Raw genomic sequence first — 20,839 nt, forward strand, 5'->3', positions numbered from 1 at the left:
GTGCAGGCACTCACCTCGACAGTTCCCCTCGTCATCGGCGACCAACTGAGCCCGTCGTCGACAGGGGCGACCTTCGACTCGATCAACCCGGCCGACGGGTCGCACCTGGCCACGGTGGCCGAGGCGACGGTTCAGGACGTCGCGCGCGCCGTCGAGTCCGCGAGGGTCGCGGCCAAGGCGTGGCAGCGCATGCGTCCCGCCCAGCGGACCCGGCTCATGTTCCGCTACGCCGCGCTGATCGAGGAACACAAGATCGAGCTCGCCCAGCTGCAGAGCCGGGACATGGGCAAGCCCATCCGAGAGTCGTTGGGCGTCGACCTTCCGATCATGATCGAGACCCTCGAGTACTTCGCGGGCCTCGTGACGAAGATCGAGGGTCGCACGACGCCGGCTCCCGGCCGGTTCCTCAACTACACCTTGCGTGAGCCGATCGGCGTAGTGGGTGCCATCACACCGTGGAATTTCCCTGCAGTGCAGGCGGTCTGGAAGATCGCGCCGGCTCTCGCGATGGGCAACGCCATCGTGCTGAAGCCTGCGCAGCTCGCCCCGCTCGTCCCCGTGGCGCTCGGCGAGCTGGCCCTCCAGGCCGGGTTGCCGCCGGGGCTGGTCAACGTCCTGCCCGGTCGGGGTTCGGTGGCGGGTAACGCGTTGGTGCAGCACCCGCTGGTCGGCAAGGTGACGTTCACCGGCTCGACCGAGGTCGGCCAGCAGATCGGCCGGATGGCGGCCGACCGCCTCATCACGACCTCGCTCGAGCTCGGCGGCAAGTCGGCGCTGGTGGCGTTCGGCGACTCGTCCCCGAAGGCGGTCGCCGCCGTGGTCTTCCAGGCGATGTACGGCAACCAGGGCGAGACGTGCACGGCTGCGAGCCGGCTGCTCGTCGAGCGGCCCATCTACGACGAGGTGGTCGAACTCGTCCAGAAGCGGGTCGAGGCCGCCCGGGTGGGCGACCCCCTCGACCCCGAAACGGAGATCGGCCCGTTGGTCAGTGCCGCGCAACGGGAATCGGTCCACTCGTACGTCGTGGCCGGGACCGAGGAGGGCGCCAAGCTGATCAGCGGCGGCGGCCAGTCGCCGAACGGAGCCGCGGAGCAGGGCTTCTACTACCGTCCGACGCTGTTCGCCGGAGTCACCGCGGACATGCGCATCGCCCGGGAGGAGATCTTCGGACCCGTGCTGTCGGTCCTGCCGTTCGAGGGCGAGGACGAGGCGATCACCCTCGCCAACGACACCATCTACGGGCTGGCCGCGGGCGTGTTCACCCGCGACGTCGGCCGCGCACTGAGGTTCGCGCAGACCCTCGACGCCGGCAACGTGTGGATCAACACCTGGGGAGTGCTCAACCCCGCGTCGCCGTACCGCGGCTTCGGACAGAGCGGCTACGGCAGCGACCTCGGCCAGGCCGCCATCGAGAGCTTCACCAAGGAGAAGAGCATATGGGCACGCCTGGATTGACCTCCGGGCCGTCCCGGCCACAGATCGTGGGACGGCTGATCGACGCCCGCCACGTTCCGGACTGGGAGCCCGCGGCGGACTACACGATCACCGAGGACGCCCTCTTCTCCCGCGATCCCGACGCCGTTGCCGTGCTGCGCGAGGGGACCCACGCGCCCGAGAAGGTGACGTTCGGTCAGGTGCAGCGCGCCGCCGTGCGCATCGCGGGTGTCCTCCGCGCCCGCGGGGTCGAGCCCGGTGACCGTGTCGTCCTGTACCTCGACCCGTCGGTCGAGGCCGCCGAGGTCGTGTTCGGGGTGCTCGTCGCCGGGGCCGTGCTCGTGCCGGTCCCGCGACTGCTCACCGGCAACTCGGTGGGGCACCGGCTCGCCGACTCGGGTGCGACCGTGCTGGTCACGGACGGTCCGGGCGTCGACCGGCTCGAGTCGACGGGGTGCTCGCTGCGCGACGTCGACGTGCTCACGGTGGACGGCGCGCGTGGTCCGAGGCTCGGGGACCTCGCCCGCCGGGTCGACCCGTTGGCCCCGGTGCCCGGCCGGCCCTCGGACCCGGCCCTGCTGATGTACACATCGGGCACCAGCGGTCCACCGAAAGGCATCGTTCACGGACACCGCGCCCTGCTCGGGCACGCGGGCGTCGATTACGCCTTCGAGCTGTTCAGGCCCGGGGACGTGTATTTCGGCACCGCGGACTGGGGTTGGATCGGCGGCCTGATGCTCGGGTTGCTGGTCCCGTGGTCGTTCGGCGTCCCCGTCGTGGCTCATCGGCCACAGCGTTTCGACGCCGCCGCCACCCTGGACATGATGGCCCGCTTCGGCGTGACCACCGCCTTCCTGCCCGCGTCGGTGCTGCGGATGTTCGCCGAGCACGGGGAATCGGCACGGCAACGCCTCCGCGCGGTCGTGACCGGGGGAGAGCCCGCCGGTGCTGCGGAACTCGGCTGGGCCCGCAGCCACCTCAGTGACTGCGTCAACAAGGCCTACGGCCAGACCGAGGCCAACGCCCTCATCGGCGACTCCGCGGCTCTCGGATCGGTCGACGACGCAACCATGGGCGCCCCGTACCCCGGGCACCGCATCGCAATTCTGGACGAGGACGGCGTCCGCGTCGCACCCGGTGAGGTCGGTGAGATCGCGCTCGAACTGCCGGATCCGGTTGCACTCCTTGGCTATTGGGACTCGTCTTCGGCTCGGGCGGTACCCCCTCCGGGGGATTGGCACCGGACGGGCGATCTGGCGCGGCTCGCACACGGGCGCCGGCTGGAGTACCTGGGCCGCGCCGACGACGTGATCAAGAGCCGCGGCTACCGCATCGGCCCGGCCGAGATCGAAGAGGCCCTGAAGCGTCATCCGCAGGTCCTGGACGCGGCAGCGGTGGGGCTGCCCGACCGGGAGATGGGCCAACAGGTCAAGGCGTTCGTGCACCTCGCTGCCGGAGAGCTCACGGAGGAGATCGCGGCACAGCTCCGCGAACTCGTCACGGCGGCGGTGGGTCCGCACGCCCGGCCCCGTGAGATAGAGGCAGTCGCAACGTTGCCGCGCACGGAGACCGGAAAGGTCCGGCGCCGCGAGTTGGTGCGGCCCCCGGCTTGAGCACTCGGCGAATCCCGCGAACCCGCGGAGCGCTATTTATCGACCCAGCTAGACGAACACGAAGGACGAAGCAATGCGAAAATTCTGGCACGTCGGCATCAACGTGACCGACATGGACAAGTCGATCGACTTCTACCGGCGAATCGGCTTCCAGGTAGCGCAGGACAAAGAGGTCGACGACAGCAACCTCGCGCGGGCATTCATGGTCGAAGGGGCCAGCAAGCTCCGTTTCGCGCACATGCGCCTGAACAACTCCCCGGACGAGGCCATGCTCGACCTCATCCAGTGGCGGGACGCACGCTCCGAGGGGCGGGCGCAGAGCGACCTCGTACACCCCGGCCTGTGCCGATTCTCGATCCTCACCGACGACATCGACGCCGAATACGCACGGCTGGCGGACGACGGTGTCGAGTTCCTGCACTCGCCGCAGACCATCATGGGTCCGGACGGAGTCAACGGCTGGCGGCTGCTCTTCGCCCGCGATCCCGACGGCACGCTGTTCCATTTCGCCGAACTGCTGGGGCAGGCCGCTACGGTCGGCTGACAGCATTCGCACGACGAAGGTAGGAACCCTTGACCAAGGCAGAAGTCCCGGGAAGCGGCACGACCGACGAGCGGGGCGAGCAAACCGGTGAACAGTTGGTCCCCGCTGTCTCACGCGCCACCCGCGTGCTCGAGACGCTGGTCCAGCAGTCTGCCGGTGCCACGCTCACCGAGCTGGCCAAGCGCTGCGCCCTGGCGAAGAGCACGGCGTCGGTCCTGCTCCGGACCATGGTGGTCGAGGGTCTCGTCGTGTACGACCAGGAGACGCGCCGGTACAACCTCGGTCCGCTGCTCGTGGAATTCGGGGTCGCGGCGATCGCGCGAACGTCGGCCGTCGCCGCGTCGCGGACGTACATGGAGTGGTTGGCCGAGCGGACCGAGCTGGCCTGCCTGGCCATCCAGCCGATGCCGGACGGTCACTTCACGGCGATCGCGAAGATCGAGAGCCGCAAAGCCGTCAAGGTCACCATCGAGGTCGGTTCGCGCTTCGACCGCACTACCCCGTTGATCAGCCGATTGGCGGCAGCATGGCCGGGCCGGGGGCGCCCGGGGCCCATCTCGTTCCCCGACTCCGAACTGGAGCAGCTCCGGGCGCAGGGCTACGGCGCGGTCTACGGCGAGTATCGCCCCGAACTCAACGTCCTGGGGGTCCCGGTATTCGACCGGGACGGCGTGCCATGCCTGTTCATTGCCCTGCTCGGCATGGGTGACGACCTGACGGTCGAGGGCGTGGCCGGCATCGCCGACTACCTCGTCACGGCGTCACGGGAGATCAGCTCGCGCATCGGCGGACACATCCCCGAGGACTACCCGACTCCCGCCGGGGCGCCGGACCTCGACGCCGGACGCGGCTGACCGACCCGCACTTTTTCTTTCCTGCGGCGACCCCACCCGGGGCCTGCCGCTCCGAGTCGACCCTCGATGGTCGGCTGCCCACCTCCGGGTGCCACGCGCCCGAGGTATCCCCGTCCACTGTTCGTAGGAGACATAGATGACCAGCAACAAGATCGCCGTCGTCGGCGGCACCGGGCCCCAGGGAAAGGGGCTGGCGTACCGGTTCGCAGCGGCCGGCAGACACGTCGTGATCGGATCGCGTTCGATCGAACGCGCCGAGGAAGCGGCCGCCGAGGTGCGCAGACGCGCCGGTGACGGCGCCCGGGTCAGCGCTGCCGACAACGCGTCGGCCGCCGCCGACTGTCCCATCGTCCTGTTGGCCGTCCCGTACAAGGGCCATCGTGAGCTGGTCTCCGGGTTGGCTCCCGTTTTCGCGGGCAAGCTCCTGGTCAGCTGTGTGAACCCGCTCGGCTTCGACAAGGCCGGGGCGTACGGTCTGGACGTCGAGGAGGGCAGCGCTGCCGAGCAGTTGCGGGACCTGGTGCCCGACGCCACCGTCGTGGCTGCGTTCCACCACCTGTCGGCAGTCACACTCTGGGAGCACGAAGGCCTCGTCCAAGAGGATGTGCTCGTGTGCGGCGACGACCGGACCGCCAAGGACGAGGTGGCCCGGCTCGCAGTCGCGATCACGGGCCGGCCCGGCATCGACGGCGGGGTACTGCGGGTGGCGCGGCAGCTCGAACCGCTGACCGCCGTTCTCATCAACGTCAACAAGCGCTACAAGACGCACTCGGGTCTCGCTGTGAACGGGGTTGTTCATGATCCACGAGCTGCGTGAGTACATCGCTCTACCGGGCCGCGCCGACGACCTTCATCGCAGGTTCGCCGACGAGACCCTGGCCCTGTTCGCGGAATTCGGGCTGCAGGTCGACGGCTTCTGGCACGAGGCGGGCAACCGCGGCCGGATCGTGTACCTGGTGGCCTTCCCCGACGCCGAGGCCGCGGACGCGCACTGGGCACGGTTCCAGACCGATCCTCGGTGGCTCGCGGTGAAGGCGCGCACGGAGAGCGACGGGCCGCTGATCTCGGAGATTCGAAGCACGTTCCTGGTCACTCCGGCGTACGCCCGGCCCTGAGCGGCGCCCGAAGAGGTTGGGCCCGACTCTTGACCGTCGCCGCATCCTGCCCCTAATCTGTTCCATATAGTGATTCGAGTTCAATATCATGAAGAGAAGTTCCATGATCAAAGGAATCCAGCTTCACGGCTGGGCTGACGGGCCACAGATGGTGGAAGTGGCAGAGATCGCTGCTCGGAGTTTCGAGACCGTCTGGCTCAGTGACCAACTCCAGTCCCGAGGCGTTGCGGTTCTCCTCGGCGCCATCGCTGCGCGCACCGGCGCGGGCGTCGGCACGGCGGTGACGTTCCCCTTCGGACGCAACCCGCTCGAGATGGCGTCCAGCATGGCCACCCTCGCGGAATTCATGCCCGAAGGACGCCGGGTCAGCATGGGAATCGGCACCGGGGGTGGGTTGGTGAGTGCGCTCATGTCGCTGCAGAATCCGATCGAGCGGGTGGCCGAGTTCATTGCGATGTGCCGACTTCTCTGGCAGGGCGACGCGATCCGAATGGGTGACTACCCCCAGATCTGCGCAGGCCTCGGATTGCGTGAGGATGCTCGGGCGTCGTTCTCCTGGACGAGCAAGCCCGACGTGCGCGTCGTGGTCGCCGGCGCCGGACCGAAAGTACTGGAGATGGCCGGCGAGCTTGCCGACGGCGTCATCTGCGCCAGCAACTTCCCGGCGCACAGCCTCGCGGCCTTCCGCAGCGGCCAGTTCGACGCGGTGAGCAACCTCGATTCGCTCGACCGGGGACGACAGCGCAGCCAGCGGGGAGAGTTCACCCGGATCTACGGTGTCAATCTGTCCGTCTCCGCGGACCGGGACAGCGCCTGTGCGGCGGCGCGGCGACAGGCCACACTCATTGTGAGCCAACAGCCTCCGGAGAACCTGCACCGGGTGGGCTTCGAGCCGTCCGACTACGCCGCCACCCGAGCGGCGCTCAAAGCCGGTGACGGCGTGGACGCCGCTGCCGACCTCCTCCCGCAGGAAGTCGCGGACCAGCTCGTCGTGTCCGGCACACCGGGCGACTGCATCGAGGCGCTGGCCGAGCTGCTCGAGTACGCGGAGGACGCCGGATTCACGGAGGCCTACATCGGTGCCCCGGTCGGCCCCGATCCCCGTGAGGCAGTCGAGCTGCTCACCTCCCAGGTCCTGCCGGAGCTCCGATGAGCGCGAATAGGGAAGTAGCCCTGGACTTGTGCCCGGCCGAGCACCACGACGGTCTGGTCGTCCTGACACTCAATCGTCCCGAGGCACGCAACGCCCTCGACGTCCCCCTGCTCGAGGCGTTCGTCTCCGCACTTGCCGAGGGAAAACGCGCGGCCGTCGATGTCCTTCTCGTGCGGGCGGAGGGACCCGCGTTCTGTGCAGGAGCCGACGTGCGTTCGGACGACGGCACCGCGACCGGCCGCCCGGGTCTCCGGCGCCGGCTGATCGAGGAAAGCCTCGACCTGATCGGCGACTACCCGGCCGCAGTGGTCGCGGTCCAGGGCGCCGCGGTCGGCGCCGGCTGGGCCATAGCCGCGGCCGCGGACATCACCCTGGCCTCACCTGCCGCTACGTTCCGATTCCCCGAGCTCCCACTCGGGTTCCCGCCGCCCGACAGCACGGTGCGCCGACTCGAGGCCGCCGTCGGCCCGGCGCGGGCACTGCGGCTCCTGGCCCTGAACGAGCGCTTCGTCGCCGACGACCTCGCCAGGCTCGGTCTGGTGGACGTCGTTCCCGAGGATTCGCTCGACGTGACGGCGCGCGAGACGGCCGCCCGACTCGCGATTCTTCCGCCCGAGCTGTTGCGCGATCTCAAAACAGGGCTCTCCGCCTGGAAGCGGACCTCTCTACCGAACACCCTCGAAAGGCAATCATGACCACCAGCATCCACATCCAGACCGACGAGCAGGCGCACCTGCGCACCACGGCCCGGGCGTTCCTGGCCCGGCACGCTCCCGCGCTCGACGTGCGAATCTGGGACGAGGCGGGGACGTACCCCGAGCACCTGTTCCGCGAGATCGCCCGCCTGGGGTGGTACGACGTGGTGGCCGGAGACGAGGACGTCGACGGTACGGCCGGCCTGCTGATCACGCTCTGTGAGGAGATCGGCAAGGCGAGCTCCGACCTCGTGGCCCTGTTCAACCTGAACCTCAGCGGGCTGCGCGACATCCACCGCTGGGGCACGCCCGAGCAGCAGGAGACGTACGGCGCGCCGGTGCTGGCCGGCGACGCGCGCCTGTCGATCGCGGTCAGCGAACCCGACGTGGGCTCCGACGCGGCGAGCGTTGCCACGCGCGCCGAGAAGGTCGGGGACGGTTGGGTCCTCAACGGTCAGAAGACCTACTGCGAAGGCGCGGGCCTGCCCGGCGCGGTGATGGAACTCGTCGCCCGGGTGGGCGGCGGTGGCCGTAAGCGCGACCAGCTCGGCGTATTCCTCGTCCCGGTCGACCATCCGGGTGTCGAGGTCCGCCGGATGCCGGCGCTGGGACGGAACATCAGCGGCATCTACGAGGTCTTCCTGCGCGACGTCACCCTCCCGGCGACGGCGGTGCTGGGTGAGCCCGGTGAAGGATGGCAGATCCTCAAGGAACGCCTGGTGCTCGAACGCATCATGATCAGCTCCGGCTTCCTGGGCAGCGTGGCCGCGGTGCTCGACCTGACGGTCCACTACGCCAACGAGCGCGAGCAGTTCGGCAAGGCACTGTCGACCTACCAGGGCGTGACCTTGCCCCTCGCCGAGATGTTCGTCAGGCTCGACGCGGCCCGATGCGCCGTGCGCCGTTCGGCCGACCTCTTCGACGCGGGTCTGCCGTGCGAGGTGGAGAGCACCATGGCGAAGTTCCTCTCCGGTCAGCTCTACGCAGAGGCCTCCGCGCTGGCGATGCAGATCCAGGGCGCCTACGGCTACGTGCGCGACCATGCCCTGCCGATGCACCACTCCGACGGGATCATCGCCCGTGTCGTGGCGGGGCCGCCCTCGGTGCAGCTCGACTTCATCGCCCGGTCGATGGGCTTGGGGACAGGAGCGAGCAGGTGACGGGTCTGAGGCGCGCACTCGCGCGGGCGAGCGCCGGCAAGACCATCGACGCCGGTGAAGCCGAGGCCCTCCTCGGTGCGCGCGGCGCCGACCTCGACCGACTGTGCGAGGTCGCCGCGGGCGTCCGGTCGGCGGGCCTGTTCGACGCAGGCCGCCCGGGGGTGGTGACCTACAGCCGGAAAGTGTTCATACCGCTCACCCGCCTGTGTCGCGACCGCTGCCACTACTGCACCTTCGCAACGACCCCCGGGCGGGTCGACGAGCCGTTCCTCTCTCCCGACCAGGTGCTCGAGATCGCCCGTGCGGGCGCCCGGATGGGCTGCAAGGAAGCGCTTTTCACGCTGGGCGACCGGCCCGAGGATCGGTGGGACGCCGCCCGCGACTGGCTCGAGTCGCGCGGCTACGCCGACACACTGTCCTACGTGCGGGCCATGGCGGTGCTGGTCCTCGAGGAGACCGGCCTGGTGCCCCATCTGAACCCGGGGGTCATGAGCTGGGCGGAACTCCAACGCCTCAAGCCGGTGGCCGGTTCCATGGGACTGATGCTCGAGAGCACGGCCCGCTCACTATGGGCAGAGCCCGGCGGCTGCCACTACGGCTCCCCGGACAAAGATCCCGCCGTCCGACTGGCCTGCATCGAGGACGCGTCCCGCACCAACATCCCCTTCACGACCGGGATCCTGGTGGGGATCGGCGAGTCGTACGCCGATCGGGTGGAGTCCATCCTCCAGATCCGCCGGATCGCAAAGCAGTACGGCTCCATCCAGGAAGTGATCGTCCAGAACTTCCGCGCCAAGCCCGACACCGCGATGCGGTCCGCCGACGATGCAGACCACGAGGAGTACCTGGCCACGATCGCGGTGGCACGCATCCTCCTCGGACCTTCGATGCGCCTGCAGGCCCCGCCCAATCTGTCGGAGCCGGGTGAGCTGCGCCGGCTGTTGGCGGCGGGCATCGACGACTGGGGTGGGGTGTCGCCGCTGACCCCCGACCACGTGAACCCCGAACGCCCCTGGCCGGAGATCGACCGGCTCCGTGAACTGAGCGCTGCCGCCGGTTTCGAGCTCCGGGAGCGCCTCGCCGTCCAACCGCAGTACGTCCTCGCGGGAGATCCGTGGATCGACGCCCGGGTCCGGCCGCACCTGCTGGCGCTCGCCGACCCGGAGACCGGTCTGGCCGCGGACGTGCTTCCGGAGGGCCGGCCGTGGCAGGATGCCGCGCCCGTAGAATCCAGTGGCCGAACCGATCTGCACCTCGAGATCGACGCGGAAGGGCGTCGTACCGATACCCGCAGCGACTTCGCGAACGCGTTCGGTGACTGGACGGTACTCGGCGAGGAGATGAACGCACGCGCGGCGGCCGGCGCCCATCCCCGCCTGGGCGGTGAGGTGCTCGCCGCCTTGCGCACGGCCGAGCGGGACCCCGCGGGTCTCAGCGACGACGAGGCGCTGGCGCTCATCCACTGCGACGGCGCCGATCTGGATGCCTTGTGCGCCTTGGCGGACCAGGTCCGGCAGTCGACGGTGGGCGACGCGGTGACCTACGTCGTCAACCGGAACGTCAACTTCAGTAACGTCTGCTACACCGGCTGTCGATTCTGCGCGTTCGCGCAGCGCGCCAGCGACGCTGATTCGTACCGGCTCTCCGTCTCCGAGGTGGGGGACCGGATCGCCCAGGCCTGGGACGTCGGCGCCACCGAGATCTGCATGCAGGGCGGGATCGATCCCGGTCTCCCCAGCACCATTCATCTGGACCTGGCCGCCGAGGCGAAACGCCGGGCCCCGAAGATCCACCTCCATGCGTTCTCGCCGATGGAGATCGTGAGCGGGGCGTCGCGCATGGGCATCTCGGTGGCCGAGTGGCTGACCGAGGCGCGCAACGCCGGGCTCGATTCCGTGCCGGGCACCGCCGCCGAGATCCTGGACGACGAGATCCGGTGGGTGCTCACCAAGGGCAAACTGCCTGCGGCCGAGTGGATTCGGGTAGTCAAGACCGCGCACGAGCTCGGGATCCGCACCACCGCGACGATGATGTACGGGCACGTGGACGAGCCCCGGCACTGGGTCGGTCACCTTCGCGTGCTGCTGGACATTCAGCGGGAGACGGGCGGCTTCACGGAGTTCGTTCCGCTGCCGTTCGTGCACCAGAGTTCACCCATCTACCTCGCAGGTCTGGCGAGGCCGGGCCCGACCCGACGGGACAACCGCGCGGTACACGCATTGGCGCGGTTGATGTTGCACGGTCAGATCGACAACATCCAGTGCTCGTGGGTCAAGCTCGGTCCAGACGAATGCGTGGAACTGCTTCGCGGTGGCGTCAACGACCTCGGCGGCACCCTGATGGAGGAAACCATCAGCAGGATGGCCGGTTCGACCAACGGATCGATGAAGACCATCGCCGACATCACCAACATGGCCGCGGCTGCAGGCCGACCTGCCCGGCAGCGCACCACCACATACGAAGCCGTCGACGCCGAACGAACCGCCGCAGCCGAACGGTTCGACGACAGGGCGAGGTCCGTGCTGCCGCTCGCCGTCGGGATGGTCGGCCAGTGACCGCACATCCAGCTCCCGAGAGTGGTGGAACCCGCAGTCGAGGTCCCCGCGGGCCGTGGGTGGCCGTGATTCCCCAGCGGGACATCACGTCGGCGAAATCCCGGCTCCTGCTCCGGCCGGAAGCCCGGCAGGCGGTGGTTCGCGCAATGTTCCGAGACACCGTCTCTGCGGTTCGGGCTGCCTCGCAGGTGGAGGCGGTGCTCGTTGTCGTCGACCGGATTCAGGACGCGGCCCACGTGCGGTCGCCGGGTGTCGTCCCACTCGTATTGCCGGGCACGCCGGGCATGAACGCCGCCGTGCGCGAAGGTGGGCGCCGGGCCCGCGAGTGGTGGCCGCGCTGCCGGCTGGCGGGACTGCCCGCCGATCTTCCGAGCCTTCGCAGCGAGGACCTGGACGTCGCGCTGAAGGTGGCCGGGCGGCACGAGCGCACATTCGTGGCGGACCGAAGACGCGAGGGGACAAGTCTTCTGACGGCCTCCGAGGGCGTCGACCTCGATCCGGAATTCGGGGAGCGCTCGCGGCTGGCGCACCTGGGCTCCGGGGCGGTGGAGACGCTCGACCCGAACATCGAGTCCCTGCGGCGGGACGTCGACGATCTCGACGACCTGCTGGACGCCGCACTGGGACATCCCGGTGCCGCGCTGGGCGCCATGCTGCGCAGTCTGGGTCACCCGTTCGATCGGATGTCGGCGCGGCAGCGGTCCGGCTCTTCCTCGGTGGCGCCCTGACTTTCGGTTCGGCGCACTGATTTTCATCCCTATACAGCGGTGATCGGCTCGATGAGGTGACCTGTCGGTGACCTCGCGAGCATCGATCGCGTGTCTCGCTGTGTTCTCGGTCGGCCTGAGTGGGAATGTGCTCGATGGTCGATTCTCTTCATCTCCACCAGTATTCAGAGCGGCTCCCTTACTTTCTTCGAGGAGACACATGAACAATCGGCTCAGCTTTCCTGCATATGTGGGCGTCGCCGCCCTGGCATTTCTCGCGATAGCCGCTGACGGCTACGACCTCGCCATCTTCGGTGCCGCGACGCCGAACCTACTCCACTACGCAGATTGGGGTCTGACGACCGCGCAGGTCGGAGTGATCGCCAGTGCGGCGATCCTCGGGATGGGCATCGGACCCATCGCCGCCGGAGTGCTCGCCGACCGATACGGTGTTCGGCGGTTGTTCCTGCTCTGCGTCAGCTGGTTCTCGGTCGGCATGATGCTGTGCGCCGTGGCACCCACCGCCGAACTGCTGGGTGCCGCCCGGTTCTTCGCAGGGTTCGGCCTCGGCGGGGTCGTGCCCACCGCGGTCGCGGTGACGATGAGCGTCGCACCGGCAGACCGGAAGAACTTCCTCAACGGCGTGATCCTGGCCGGCATACCCATTGGCGGCGTCCTGGCCGCTCTCACCGCCCTGGCCTTCCTCGACGTGCTGGGCTGGCGCGGCGTCTTCTTCGTCGGGGGCGCTTTTCCCCTGCTGACCGTGGTACCGATCGCCGCGGTGAAGCTCCGGCGGTGGGTACCCACGCCGAACGCTCTGCGTTCGGACGGCGCGGCCGACCGCCGCACCTTGCGTGTCGTCTTCAAGAATCTCGGACCGACCGGATGGGGAGCGCTGGCAGTGTTCACCGCGCTGACCTTCTGCGGCCAGATCCAGTGGTACGGACTGCTCACCTGGTTGCCGCAGATCATGAAGGCCAGCGGTTACTCCCTCGGATCCGCATTGGTCTTTCTGGTGATCTTCAGCCTCGGAGCCGCCACCGGTGCGTCCGGAGGTTCCTGGATTGCGGACAAGTTCGGAGAACGTCGCGCAGTTCTCGCCGCCTTCACAGTCGGCGCGGTCGCCGTCATGACCCTCGCGGTACACCTGCCGTCACCCGTTCTCTACGTCTTTCTGTTCCTCGCCGGGGCGGGGACGGGCGGAACGCAGCCGATCGTCTTCGGCTACGTGGCCACCTACTTCCCCGTCGACATCCGCACCAGCGTTCTCGGATTCGTTGCCGGAGTGGGCCGGATCGGTGGTGTCTGTGGACCGATCCTGGGCGGCCTTCTCGCGGGCCGGCCGCCGATCGTCATCTTCTCGGTCCTCTCTGGGATCGGGGTGTTCGCCGCACTGCTCTGCGCTGTCGCGCTGGCGGCGCGCAAGGCCGAGAAGGACCACACCACCGTTACGGCGAGCACTCCAGCCGAGGTCTGAGTGAACGTGACTGTATTGGTTGGCGGGGTCGGTGGGGCCCGGTTCCTGCAAGGGGTGCGGCGGCTTCTCGGTGTTGATGCGCCGGATGGTGGGGGTTCGTCGCATCGGATCACGGCGGTGGTCAATGTCGGTGACGATGTGTGGATGCACGGGTTGCGGATCTGCCCGGATCTGGACACCTGCATGTACACCCTCGGTGGGGGTATCGACCCGGTGCGGGGGTGGGGGCATGCGGGTGAAACCTGGAACGCGAAGGAGGAACTCGCCGCGTACGGGGCGAAGCCGGAGTGGTTCGGGCTCGGCGACCGGGACATCGCGACGCATCTGATCCGCTCCCAGATGCTGCGGACGGGGTATCCGTTGTCGGCGGTCACCGAGGCGTTGTGCAACCGGTGGCGGCCGGGTGTGACGTTGCTGCCGGTCACCGACGATCGGAGTGAGACTCACGTGGTGATCACCGACCCGGAGGACGGGGAGCAGCGGGCGATCCACTTCCAGGAGTGGTGGGTTCGGCACCGCGCGCAGGTCCCGTCGCACAGCTTCGCGCACATCGGCGCCGAGCAGGCGTCCCCGGCGCCGGGGGTGCTGGAGGCGATCGAGGGCGCCGACATCGTGTTGCTGGCGCCGTCGAATCCGGTGGTCAGCGTCGGGGCGATCCTGGCGGTGCCGGGGATCCGGGGGGCGCTGCGCACCACCACCGCGCGGGTGGTCGGGGTGTCGCCGATCGTGGGTGGGAAACCGTTGCGCGGCATGGCCGACGAATGTTTGGACGTGATCGGGGTGGAAACCTCCGCGGAGGCGATCGGGCGCTGGTACGGGGCGCGCAGTGGCACGGGGATCCTCGACGGGTGGCTGGTCCACGACACCGACACCGCCGACGTCCCCGGGGTGGCCGTGGCCAGTGTGCCGTTGCTGATGTCCGACCCGGACGCCACCGCGGACATGGTCCGCTCCGCATTCAACCTGATGGGAGCCCTGCTATGACCGAACCGGAAAGACCGGCCGATCATGCGCCAGGCGGCGCGATCGAAATCCGGCCCATCGCGGGTCTGCCCGAGTTCCGGCCGGGCGACGACCTGGCTGCCGCGATCGTTGCCGCCGCGCCGTGGCTCGAGGACGACGACGTCCTCGTGGTCACCAGCAAGGTGGTGTCCAAGGTGGAGGGCCGGATCGTGTCCTCTCCCTCCGATCTCGATGCCCGTGAGGCCGCTCGGCGCCTCCTCGTCGAACAGGAAGCCGTCCGGGTCGTAGCGCGCAGGGGCCCCATCCTGATCACCGAGAACCGGCTCGGGATCGTCCAGGCGGCCTCGGGGATCGACGGCTCGAACGTCGACGGCGCCGAACTCGCTCTGCTGCCGGAAGATCCGGACGCCAGTGCCCGCACCCTGCGCGATGCGGTGAAGGGTGCATTGGGTGTCACCGTCGCGGTGGTGGTCACCGACACCATGGGCCGGGCATGGCGCAACGGCCAGATCGACGCCGCGATCGGTGCGGCCGGGGTGCCGGTGCTGCACGGGTACGCCGGGGCCCGGGACTCGCAGGGCAACGAACTCATGGTGACGGAGGTTGCGGTGGCCGACGAGATCGCCGCGGCCGGGGATCTGGTGAAGGGCAAGCTCGGTGGGGTGCCGGTCGCGGTGGTCCGCGGTCTGGGTGTGGCCGACGACGGGTCGCGGGCGCGGGATCTGATCCGGGCCGGTGAGGAGGACCTGTTCTGGCTCGGGACCGCCGAGTCGGTGGAGCGGGGGCGGGCGGAGGCGGTGCTGCTGCGCCGCTCGGTCCGGGAGTTCGCCGACGATCCGGTCGATCCGGGTGCGGTGCGGGCGGCGATCGGAGAGGCGTTGACCGCCCCGGCGCCGCATCACACCCGGCCGGTGCGGTTCGTGTGGGTCCGCACCCGCACGGTGCGCGAGGAGTTGCTGACCGCGATGCGGGAGCGGTGGCGCACCGACCTGACCGCGGACGGTATGGACGGGGCGGCGGTGGCGGCGCGGGTGGCGCGGGGGAACATCCTGTTCGACGCGCCGGAGGTGATCGTCCCGTTCTGCGTGCCCGACGGCGCGCACCCCTACCCGGATCCGCGTCGGCGGGCGGCGGAGGCGACGATGTTCACCGTCGCGGTCGGTGCGGCCGTGCAGGGGCTGCTGGTGTCGCTGGCGACCAAGGGGATCGGCAGCTGCTGGATCGGTTCGACGATCTTCGCCGCGGACACGGTGCGCGGTGTCCTCGACCTGCCCGACGACTGGCAGCCGCTCGGCGCGATCGCCGTCGGCTACCCCCTCGAACCACTCACACCCCGCCGGCCCACCGACCCCGGCGACGCCCTCATCGAGAAATGACCCACACACCATGAGGCACCTGAACGAGGCGAGAGCTCCTTGCGCCGCGCACGCACACGCTGATCGATTGTGACGACACGCTGACGTGGATCGTCGAAACCGAAAGGGAATGAGTAGAGAATGACCATCGTGTCCGAATCCACCGCATCGCAGAAGGTCGAGCTGACCGACGAGGAGATTTTCGCCGGCCACGTCGGGGGAAAGCTGTCCGTGGAGTTGACGACCCCGCTGGACAGCCAGCGCGACCTGTCCATCGCCTACACCCCCGGTGTCGCGCAGGTCTCCCGCGCCATCGCCGCCGACGAGACCCTCGCCGACCGCTACACCTGGACCAGCCGCCTGGTGGTCGTCGTCTCCGACGGCTCCGCGGTCCTCGGTCTCGGGGATATCGGCCCGCGTGCCTCCCTTCCGGTGATGGAGGGCAAGTCGGCCCTGTTCAAGAACTTCGCGGGCCTGAACTCGATCCCGCTGGTCCTCGACACCCAGGACCCCGACGAGATCGTCGAGACCCTGATCCGGCTGCGCCCGAGCTTCGGTGCCGTCAACCTCGAGGACATCTCCGCGCCGCGTTGCTTCGAGATCGAACAGCGCGTCATCGAGGCGCTGGACTGCCCGGTCATGCACGACGACCAGCACGGCACCGCCATCGTCGTCCTCGCTGCGCTGAAGGGTGCGGTCAAGGTCCAGGACCGGGACATCCGTGGGTTGCGCGTGGTCATCTCCGGTGCCGGCGCCGCCGGTGTGGCGTGCGCGAACATCCTGCTCGCCGCCGGGATCGCGGACGTGACGGTCCTGGACTCGAAGGGCATCGTCTCGGCCGACCGCACCGACCTCAACGAGATCAAGGTCGACCTGGCCGCCCGCACCAACCCGGCCGCCCGCCGCGGCGGCGTCGCCCAGGCCCTCGACGGCGCGGACGTGTTCCTCGGTGTCTCCGCGGGCACCGTGCCGGAGGAGTTGATCGCGACCATGGCGGAGAACTCCATCGTGTTCGCACTGTCGAACCCGGACCCGGAGATCCACCCCGACGTCGCCCGCAGGCATGCGGCGATCGTCGCCACCGGGCGCTCGGATTTCCCGAACCAGATCAATAATGTGCTGGCCTTCCCCGGTGTGTTCAAGGGTGCCCTGGATGCCGGCGCCCGGCGCATCACCGAGGGCATGAAACTCGCCGCCGCCGAGGCGATCCTCTCGGTCGTCGGTGACGAGCTGGCTGTGGACAAGATCGTTCCCAGCCCGCTCGATCCTCGCGTCGCCCCCGCTGTCGCGGAGGCAGTCGCCGCCGCTGCTCGCGCAGAAGGCGTCACCGACTAGCGAGAATCCACCCGAGCACCCCGATCCGGAACCCGCACCCACGGTTCCGGTGTCGGGGTGTCCGTGACGAACAGGCACGAACGCATCCGAGGGTGCGAGTGGCACACCGCACACCGAGTATTTGACCGCAAGGTACAAAATAGTTCTATGCTGAGAAGCAAGGAGCATCCGGCAGACCGTCGAAGTTCGAGCCGGAAGACGTAGCCGACGCAGGTCCAGGCCGACCCAATTGCGTTCCGGCAGAAACGTATCGAAGCGAACAGACGTGAAGTAGGAGATCGGCTGTGTCAGTCACCGTGATCGGACCGAAGACCATGACCGAGGCGGCGGCATCGATTCCGCCGAACCCGGCGCAGGCGGCCACATTCTCTGCGCCACCGGCCGAGGCGGCCGACGGCAGAACGACCACGGCCGCGATTCGCGGGATGGCCAGGTCTCTGGTCACCAACATGACCGCCAGCCTGGGTATTCCGACCGCGACGAGCGTCCGCACGATCCCCGCGAAGCTGATGATCGACAATCGCATCGTCATCAATAGCCACATGACCCGGGCGCGTGGGGGCAAGGTCAGTTTCACGCACCTGATCGGCTGGGCGCTCGTACAGGCCCTGAAGGATTTTCCGAGCCAGAACGTGTCGTACGCCGAAGTGGACGGCAAGCCGTTCGCCGTGACACCTGAGCACGTGAACCTCGGGATCGCCGTCGACGTCGCGAAACCCGATGGATCGAGATTCCTTGTCGTCCCGAACATCAAGCGCGCAGACGACATGAGTTTCGGTGAATTCCTGGAGGCGTACGAGGCTCTCATCGTCAAGGCGCGAAGCAACGCGTTGACCGTCGAGGATTTTGCCGATACGACGCTGTCGTTGACCAACCCCGGCGGCATCGGGACGGAGCATTCGATCACCCGCCTGATGAAGGGCCAGGGTTGTGTCATCGGTGCGGGCGCCCTGGAGTATCCGGCGGAGTTCCACGGGGCGAGCGAACAGACCCTTGCCGATCTCGCCATCGGCAAAACGGTCACCCTGACGAGCACCTACGATCACCGCGTCATCCAGGGCGCGGCTTCCGGCGAATTCCTCGGGCGAGTCCATGAACTCCTCATCGGGCAGCATCGGTTCTACGAAGAGATCTTCGCGGCCTTGCGAATCCCCTATGAACCGATCCATTGGGCACCCGACATCAGGGTGGATCCGACGAGCGCGGTCGACAAGACAGCGCGTGTACAGCAACTCATCGATGCGTTTCGCACCCGTGGTCACCTGATGGCCGACGTCGACCCTCTGGAGTACGTCCAGAGGTCACACCCCGATCTGGATGTGGAAAGTCATGGGCTCACGTTCTGGGACCTGGACCGGGAGTTCGTCACCGGTGACTTCGGCGGCGACCGGCGGCAGATGAAACTCCGCGACATCGTCGGTGTTCTGCGTGACGCCTATTGCCGCACGGTCGGCATCGAGTACATGCACATCCAGGATCCGGAGCAACGCGCGTGGATCCAGAACCGGGTCGAGCGGCCCTATTCGAAGCCGACCCACGGTCAGCAATTGCGGATTCTGGGCAAGCTCAATGAAGCGGAAGCCTTCGAGACCTTCCTCCAGACGAAGTACATCGGCCAGACGCGGTTCAGTCTCGAAGGCGGAGAGTCGACGATCCCCTTGCTGGACGCGATCATGCATGCGGCGGCCGAGAGTGGTCTCGACGATGTGGCCATCGCGATGGCGCACCGCGGACGACTCAGCGTGCTCACGAACATCGCGGGCAAGACCTACGGTCAGGTATTTCACGAGTTCGAGGGCACCGATCTTTCCGATACCTTCGACGGCTCGGGGGACGTGAAATACCACCTGGGTACCGAGGGAATCTTCACCGGCGCCGATGGCGAGACGATCCCCGTCTATGTCGGGGCGAATCCTTCGCATCTCGACGCGGTCGACGGTGTGCTGGAGGGCATCGTGCGGGCCCGGCAGGATCGGAGGCCGGCCGGTACGTTCGCGACTTTGCCGATCATCATCCACGGCGACGCGGCGATGGCCGGTCAGGGTGTCGTCGGCGAGACCATGCAGATGTCACAGCTGCGTGGCTACCGCACGGGCGGCACGATCCGTATCAATATCAACAACCAGGTGGGCTTCACGACCCTGCCGGGTGAGGCACGGAGTTCTGTCTACTCGACGGATGTCGCCAAGACGATTCAGGCGCCGATCTTCCATGTCAACGGCGATGATCCCGAGGCAGTCGTCCGGGTCGCGGAACTCGCGTTCGCCTACCGCCAGAAGTTCCATCGCGAGGTCGTCATAGACCTCGTCTGCTACCGCCGGCGTGGGCACAACGAAGCCGACGATCCGTCGATGACACAGCCGCACATGTCCGATCTCATCGCGACCAAGCGCAGCGTCCGGACCCTGTACACCGAGGCGCTGATCGGGCGGGGTGACATCACGATCGAGGAGTACGAGCAGGCCAACCGGGACTTCCGTGGTCGGCTCGAGAACGCCTTCGCCGAGACTCGTGCCGGACAGCACGACCTCGTGCCGGACTCCTCGACAACCACGATCGGCGCACCGGCGAGGACGCCTGCTTCCGAACCCGAAGCACCGACCAGGCCCCACGGAACCGGGGTGAGTCCCGGCGTGATCGCCCTCGTCGGAGATGCCTTCGACAAGCGGCCGCCAGGCTTCACCGTCCACCCGAAGTTGCAACAGCTGCTCGACAAACGAGTGGAGATGAGCCGAGACGGGAACATCGATTGGGCCTTCGCCGAGCTCCTGGCATTCGGCTCATTGTTGGTGGAGGGGACAACGGTCCGGCTGACCGGTCAGGACAGTCGCCGCGGCACGTTCGTCCAACGCCACGCGGTGCTTCACGACCGCGGCAATGGTCAGGAATGGTTCCCGCTCACCGACATTGCGGAGGGTCAGGGTCGGTTCTGGATCTACGACTCGCTGCTCAGTGAGTACGCCGTCATGGGATTCGAGTACGGCTACTCGGTGGAACGGCCCGACGCGCTGGTTCTGTGGGAGGCGCAGTTCGGCGATTTCGCGAACGGCGCCCAGATCGTCATCGACGAGTTCATCAGCTCGGCCGACCAGAAATGGGGACAGCAGTCCTCGCTGGTGTTGCTGCTGCCGCACGGCTACGAAGGCAGCGGACCGGATCACTCCTCGGCGCGCATCGAACGCTTCCTGCAGCTCTGCGCGGAGAACAATATGACGGTGGCGCAGCCGTCGACGCCCGCGTCGTACTTCCACCTCCTCCGCCGTCAGGCATACGCTCACCCACGCAAGCCGCTCATCGTGTTCACCCCGAAGTCGATGTTGCGTATGCGTGGCGCGACCAGCGCCCTGGCCGATTTCACCGGCAGCACGTTCGAACCCGTCATCGACGATCAGCGGGCGATCGACAAAGCCGCCGTCCGCCGCGTGCTGTTGGTGACAGGGAAGCTGTACTACGAGCTGCGCGACAGGCTCGCCACGTCTCCGGATCCGCAGATCGCGCTGGTGAGAATCGAACAGTTCTACCCGCTGCCCGAAACGGAGCTGGCCGACGTCGTCGGCTCCTACCCCAACGCCGAACTGGTATGGGTGCAGGAAGAGCCGAGAAACCAGGGTGCCTGGACGTTCCTCCTCAGCGAACTCGGGACCATCGGCTCGCGTCGCCTCGGCCTCGTGTCGCGCCCGGCGTCCGCCGCCCCGGCGACGGGCTCGAGCAAACGCCACGCCCAGGAACAGAGGAAGCTGATCGACGAGGCGCTGGAGAAGTAGGCCGCGAATCACGGCGTGAGAGCGCGCGTCAGTAGCGCGGTTTGTTACTCGCGGGTAGCGGTGCTCGAACAAGTCGCCGGCGATGCCGCAACGTAACCTGATAGTCGTCGCGATC

The 20,839-nt window shown here is 68.1% G+C and carries 16 protein-coding genes; all 16 read left to right on the forward strand.

The window, feature by feature from the left end; all coding sequences use genetic code 11:
• The 16 genes from CJ179_RS25015 to CJ179_RS25090 all read left to right on the forward strand — a co-directional run bounded on the left by CJ179_RS25015 (position 1) and on the right by CJ179_RS25090 (position 20,724).
• Entirely contained in the window at positions 1–1,455 is a 1,455-nt protein-coding gene (locus CJ179_RS25015; protein WP_083395636.1) for an aldehyde dehydrogenase, read from the forward strand.
• Entirely contained in the window at positions 1,437–3,047 is a 1,611-nt protein-coding gene (locus CJ179_RS25020; RefSeq protein WP_095863213.1) for an AMP-binding protein, read from the forward strand. The genes CJ179_RS25015 and CJ179_RS25020 overlap by 19 nt, the downstream gene beginning before the upstream one ends.
• A 73-nt stretch (positions 3,048–3,120) precedes the next feature.
• Complete coding sequence (locus CJ179_RS25025) at positions 3,121–3,591, forward strand: VOC family protein (RefSeq protein ID WP_072938780.1); 471 nt, start codon at positions 3,121–3,123, stop codon at positions 3,589–3,591.
• 29 nt (positions 3,592–3,620) lie between these two features.
• A complete protein-coding gene (locus tag CJ179_RS25030; RefSeq protein ID WP_095863214.1) occupies positions 3,621–4,445 on the forward strand; it encodes an IclR family transcriptional regulator in 825 nt (274 codons plus the stop codon).
• 136 nt (positions 4,446–4,581) lie between these two features.
• Positions 4,582–5,262, forward strand: a complete 681-nt coding sequence (gene npdG, locus CJ179_RS25035) for an NADPH-dependent F420 reductase (protein WP_072938776.1) — start codon at positions 4,582–4,584, stop codon at positions 5,260–5,262.
• A complete protein-coding gene (locus CJ179_RS25040) occupies positions 5,243–5,560 on the forward strand; it encodes an NIPSNAP family protein (protein WP_072938775.1) in 318 nt (105 codons plus the stop codon). Before npdG ends, CJ179_RS25040 begins: the two co-directional genes overlap by 20 nt.
• A gap of 103 nt (positions 5,561–5,663) precedes the next feature.
• The gene (locus CJ179_RS25045) at positions 5,664–6,713 is read left to right on the forward strand and encodes an LLM class flavin-dependent oxidoreductase (protein ID WP_072938773.1); all 1,050 of its coding nucleotides are present in this window, start codon (positions 5,664–5,666) and stop codon (positions 6,711–6,713) included.
• Entirely contained in the window at positions 6,710–7,408 is a 699-nt protein-coding gene (locus tag CJ179_RS25050; RefSeq protein ID WP_095863215.1) for an enoyl-CoA hydratase/isomerase family protein, read from the forward strand. Before CJ179_RS25045 ends, CJ179_RS25050 begins: the two co-directional genes overlap by 4 nt.
• On the forward strand, positions 7,405–8,568 hold the full coding sequence (locus tag CJ179_RS25055) for an acyl-CoA dehydrogenase family protein (protein WP_072938769.1): 1,164 nt from the start codon (positions 7,405–7,407) through the stop codon (positions 8,566–8,568). Before CJ179_RS25050 ends, CJ179_RS25055 begins: the two co-directional genes overlap by 4 nt.
• Positions 8,565–11,123 (forward strand): bifunctional FO biosynthesis protein CofGH, encoded by a 2,559-nt coding sequence (locus tag CJ179_RS25060; RefSeq protein ID WP_179377639.1) that lies wholly within the window; start codon positions 8,565–8,567, stop codon positions 11,121–11,123. Before CJ179_RS25055 ends, CJ179_RS25060 begins: the two co-directional genes overlap by 4 nt.
• Complete coding sequence (gene cofC / locus CJ179_RS25065; RefSeq protein ID WP_095863216.1) at positions 11,120–11,851, forward strand: 2-phospho-L-lactate guanylyltransferase; 732 nt, start codon at positions 11,120–11,122, stop codon at positions 11,849–11,851. Before CJ179_RS25060 ends, cofC begins: the two co-directional genes overlap by 4 nt.
• Before the next feature lie 199 nt (positions 11,852–12,050).
• On the forward strand, positions 12,051–13,307 hold the full coding sequence (locus CJ179_RS25070) for an MFS transporter (RefSeq protein ID WP_095863217.1): 1,257 nt from the start codon (positions 12,051–12,053) through the stop codon (positions 13,305–13,307).
• Positions 13,308–14,291 (forward strand): 2-phospho-L-lactate transferase, encoded by a 984-nt coding sequence (cofD, locus tag CJ179_RS25075; protein WP_095863218.1) that lies wholly within the window; start codon positions 13,308–13,310, stop codon positions 14,289–14,291.
• On the forward strand, positions 14,288–15,646 hold the full coding sequence (locus CJ179_RS25080) for a coenzyme F420-0:L-glutamate ligase (protein ID WP_095863219.1): 1,359 nt from the start codon (positions 14,288–14,290) through the stop codon (positions 15,644–15,646). Before cofD ends, CJ179_RS25080 begins: the two co-directional genes overlap by 4 nt.
• Before the next feature lie 120 nt (positions 15,647–15,766).
• Complete coding sequence (locus tag CJ179_RS25085) at positions 15,767–16,960, forward strand: NADP-dependent malic enzyme (protein WP_095863220.1); 1,194 nt, start codon at positions 15,767–15,769, stop codon at positions 16,958–16,960.
• 284 nt (positions 16,961–17,244) lie between these two features.
• Positions 17,245–20,724, forward strand: coding sequence for a multifunctional oxoglutarate decarboxylase/oxoglutarate dehydrogenase thiamine pyrophosphate-binding subunit/dihydrolipoyllysine-residue succinyltransferase subunit (locus CJ179_RS25090; protein WP_373560153.1), 3,480 nt, complete (start codon positions 17,245–17,247; stop codon positions 20,722–20,724).
• Positions 20,725–20,839 lie beyond the last annotated feature (115 nt).

The sequence above is a fragment of the Rhodococcus sp. ACS1 genome, assembly GCF_002300155.1.
Classification (GTDB): Bacteria; Actinomycetota; Actinomycetes; order Mycobacteriales; family Mycobacteriaceae; genus Rhodococcus_F; species Rhodococcus_F koreensis.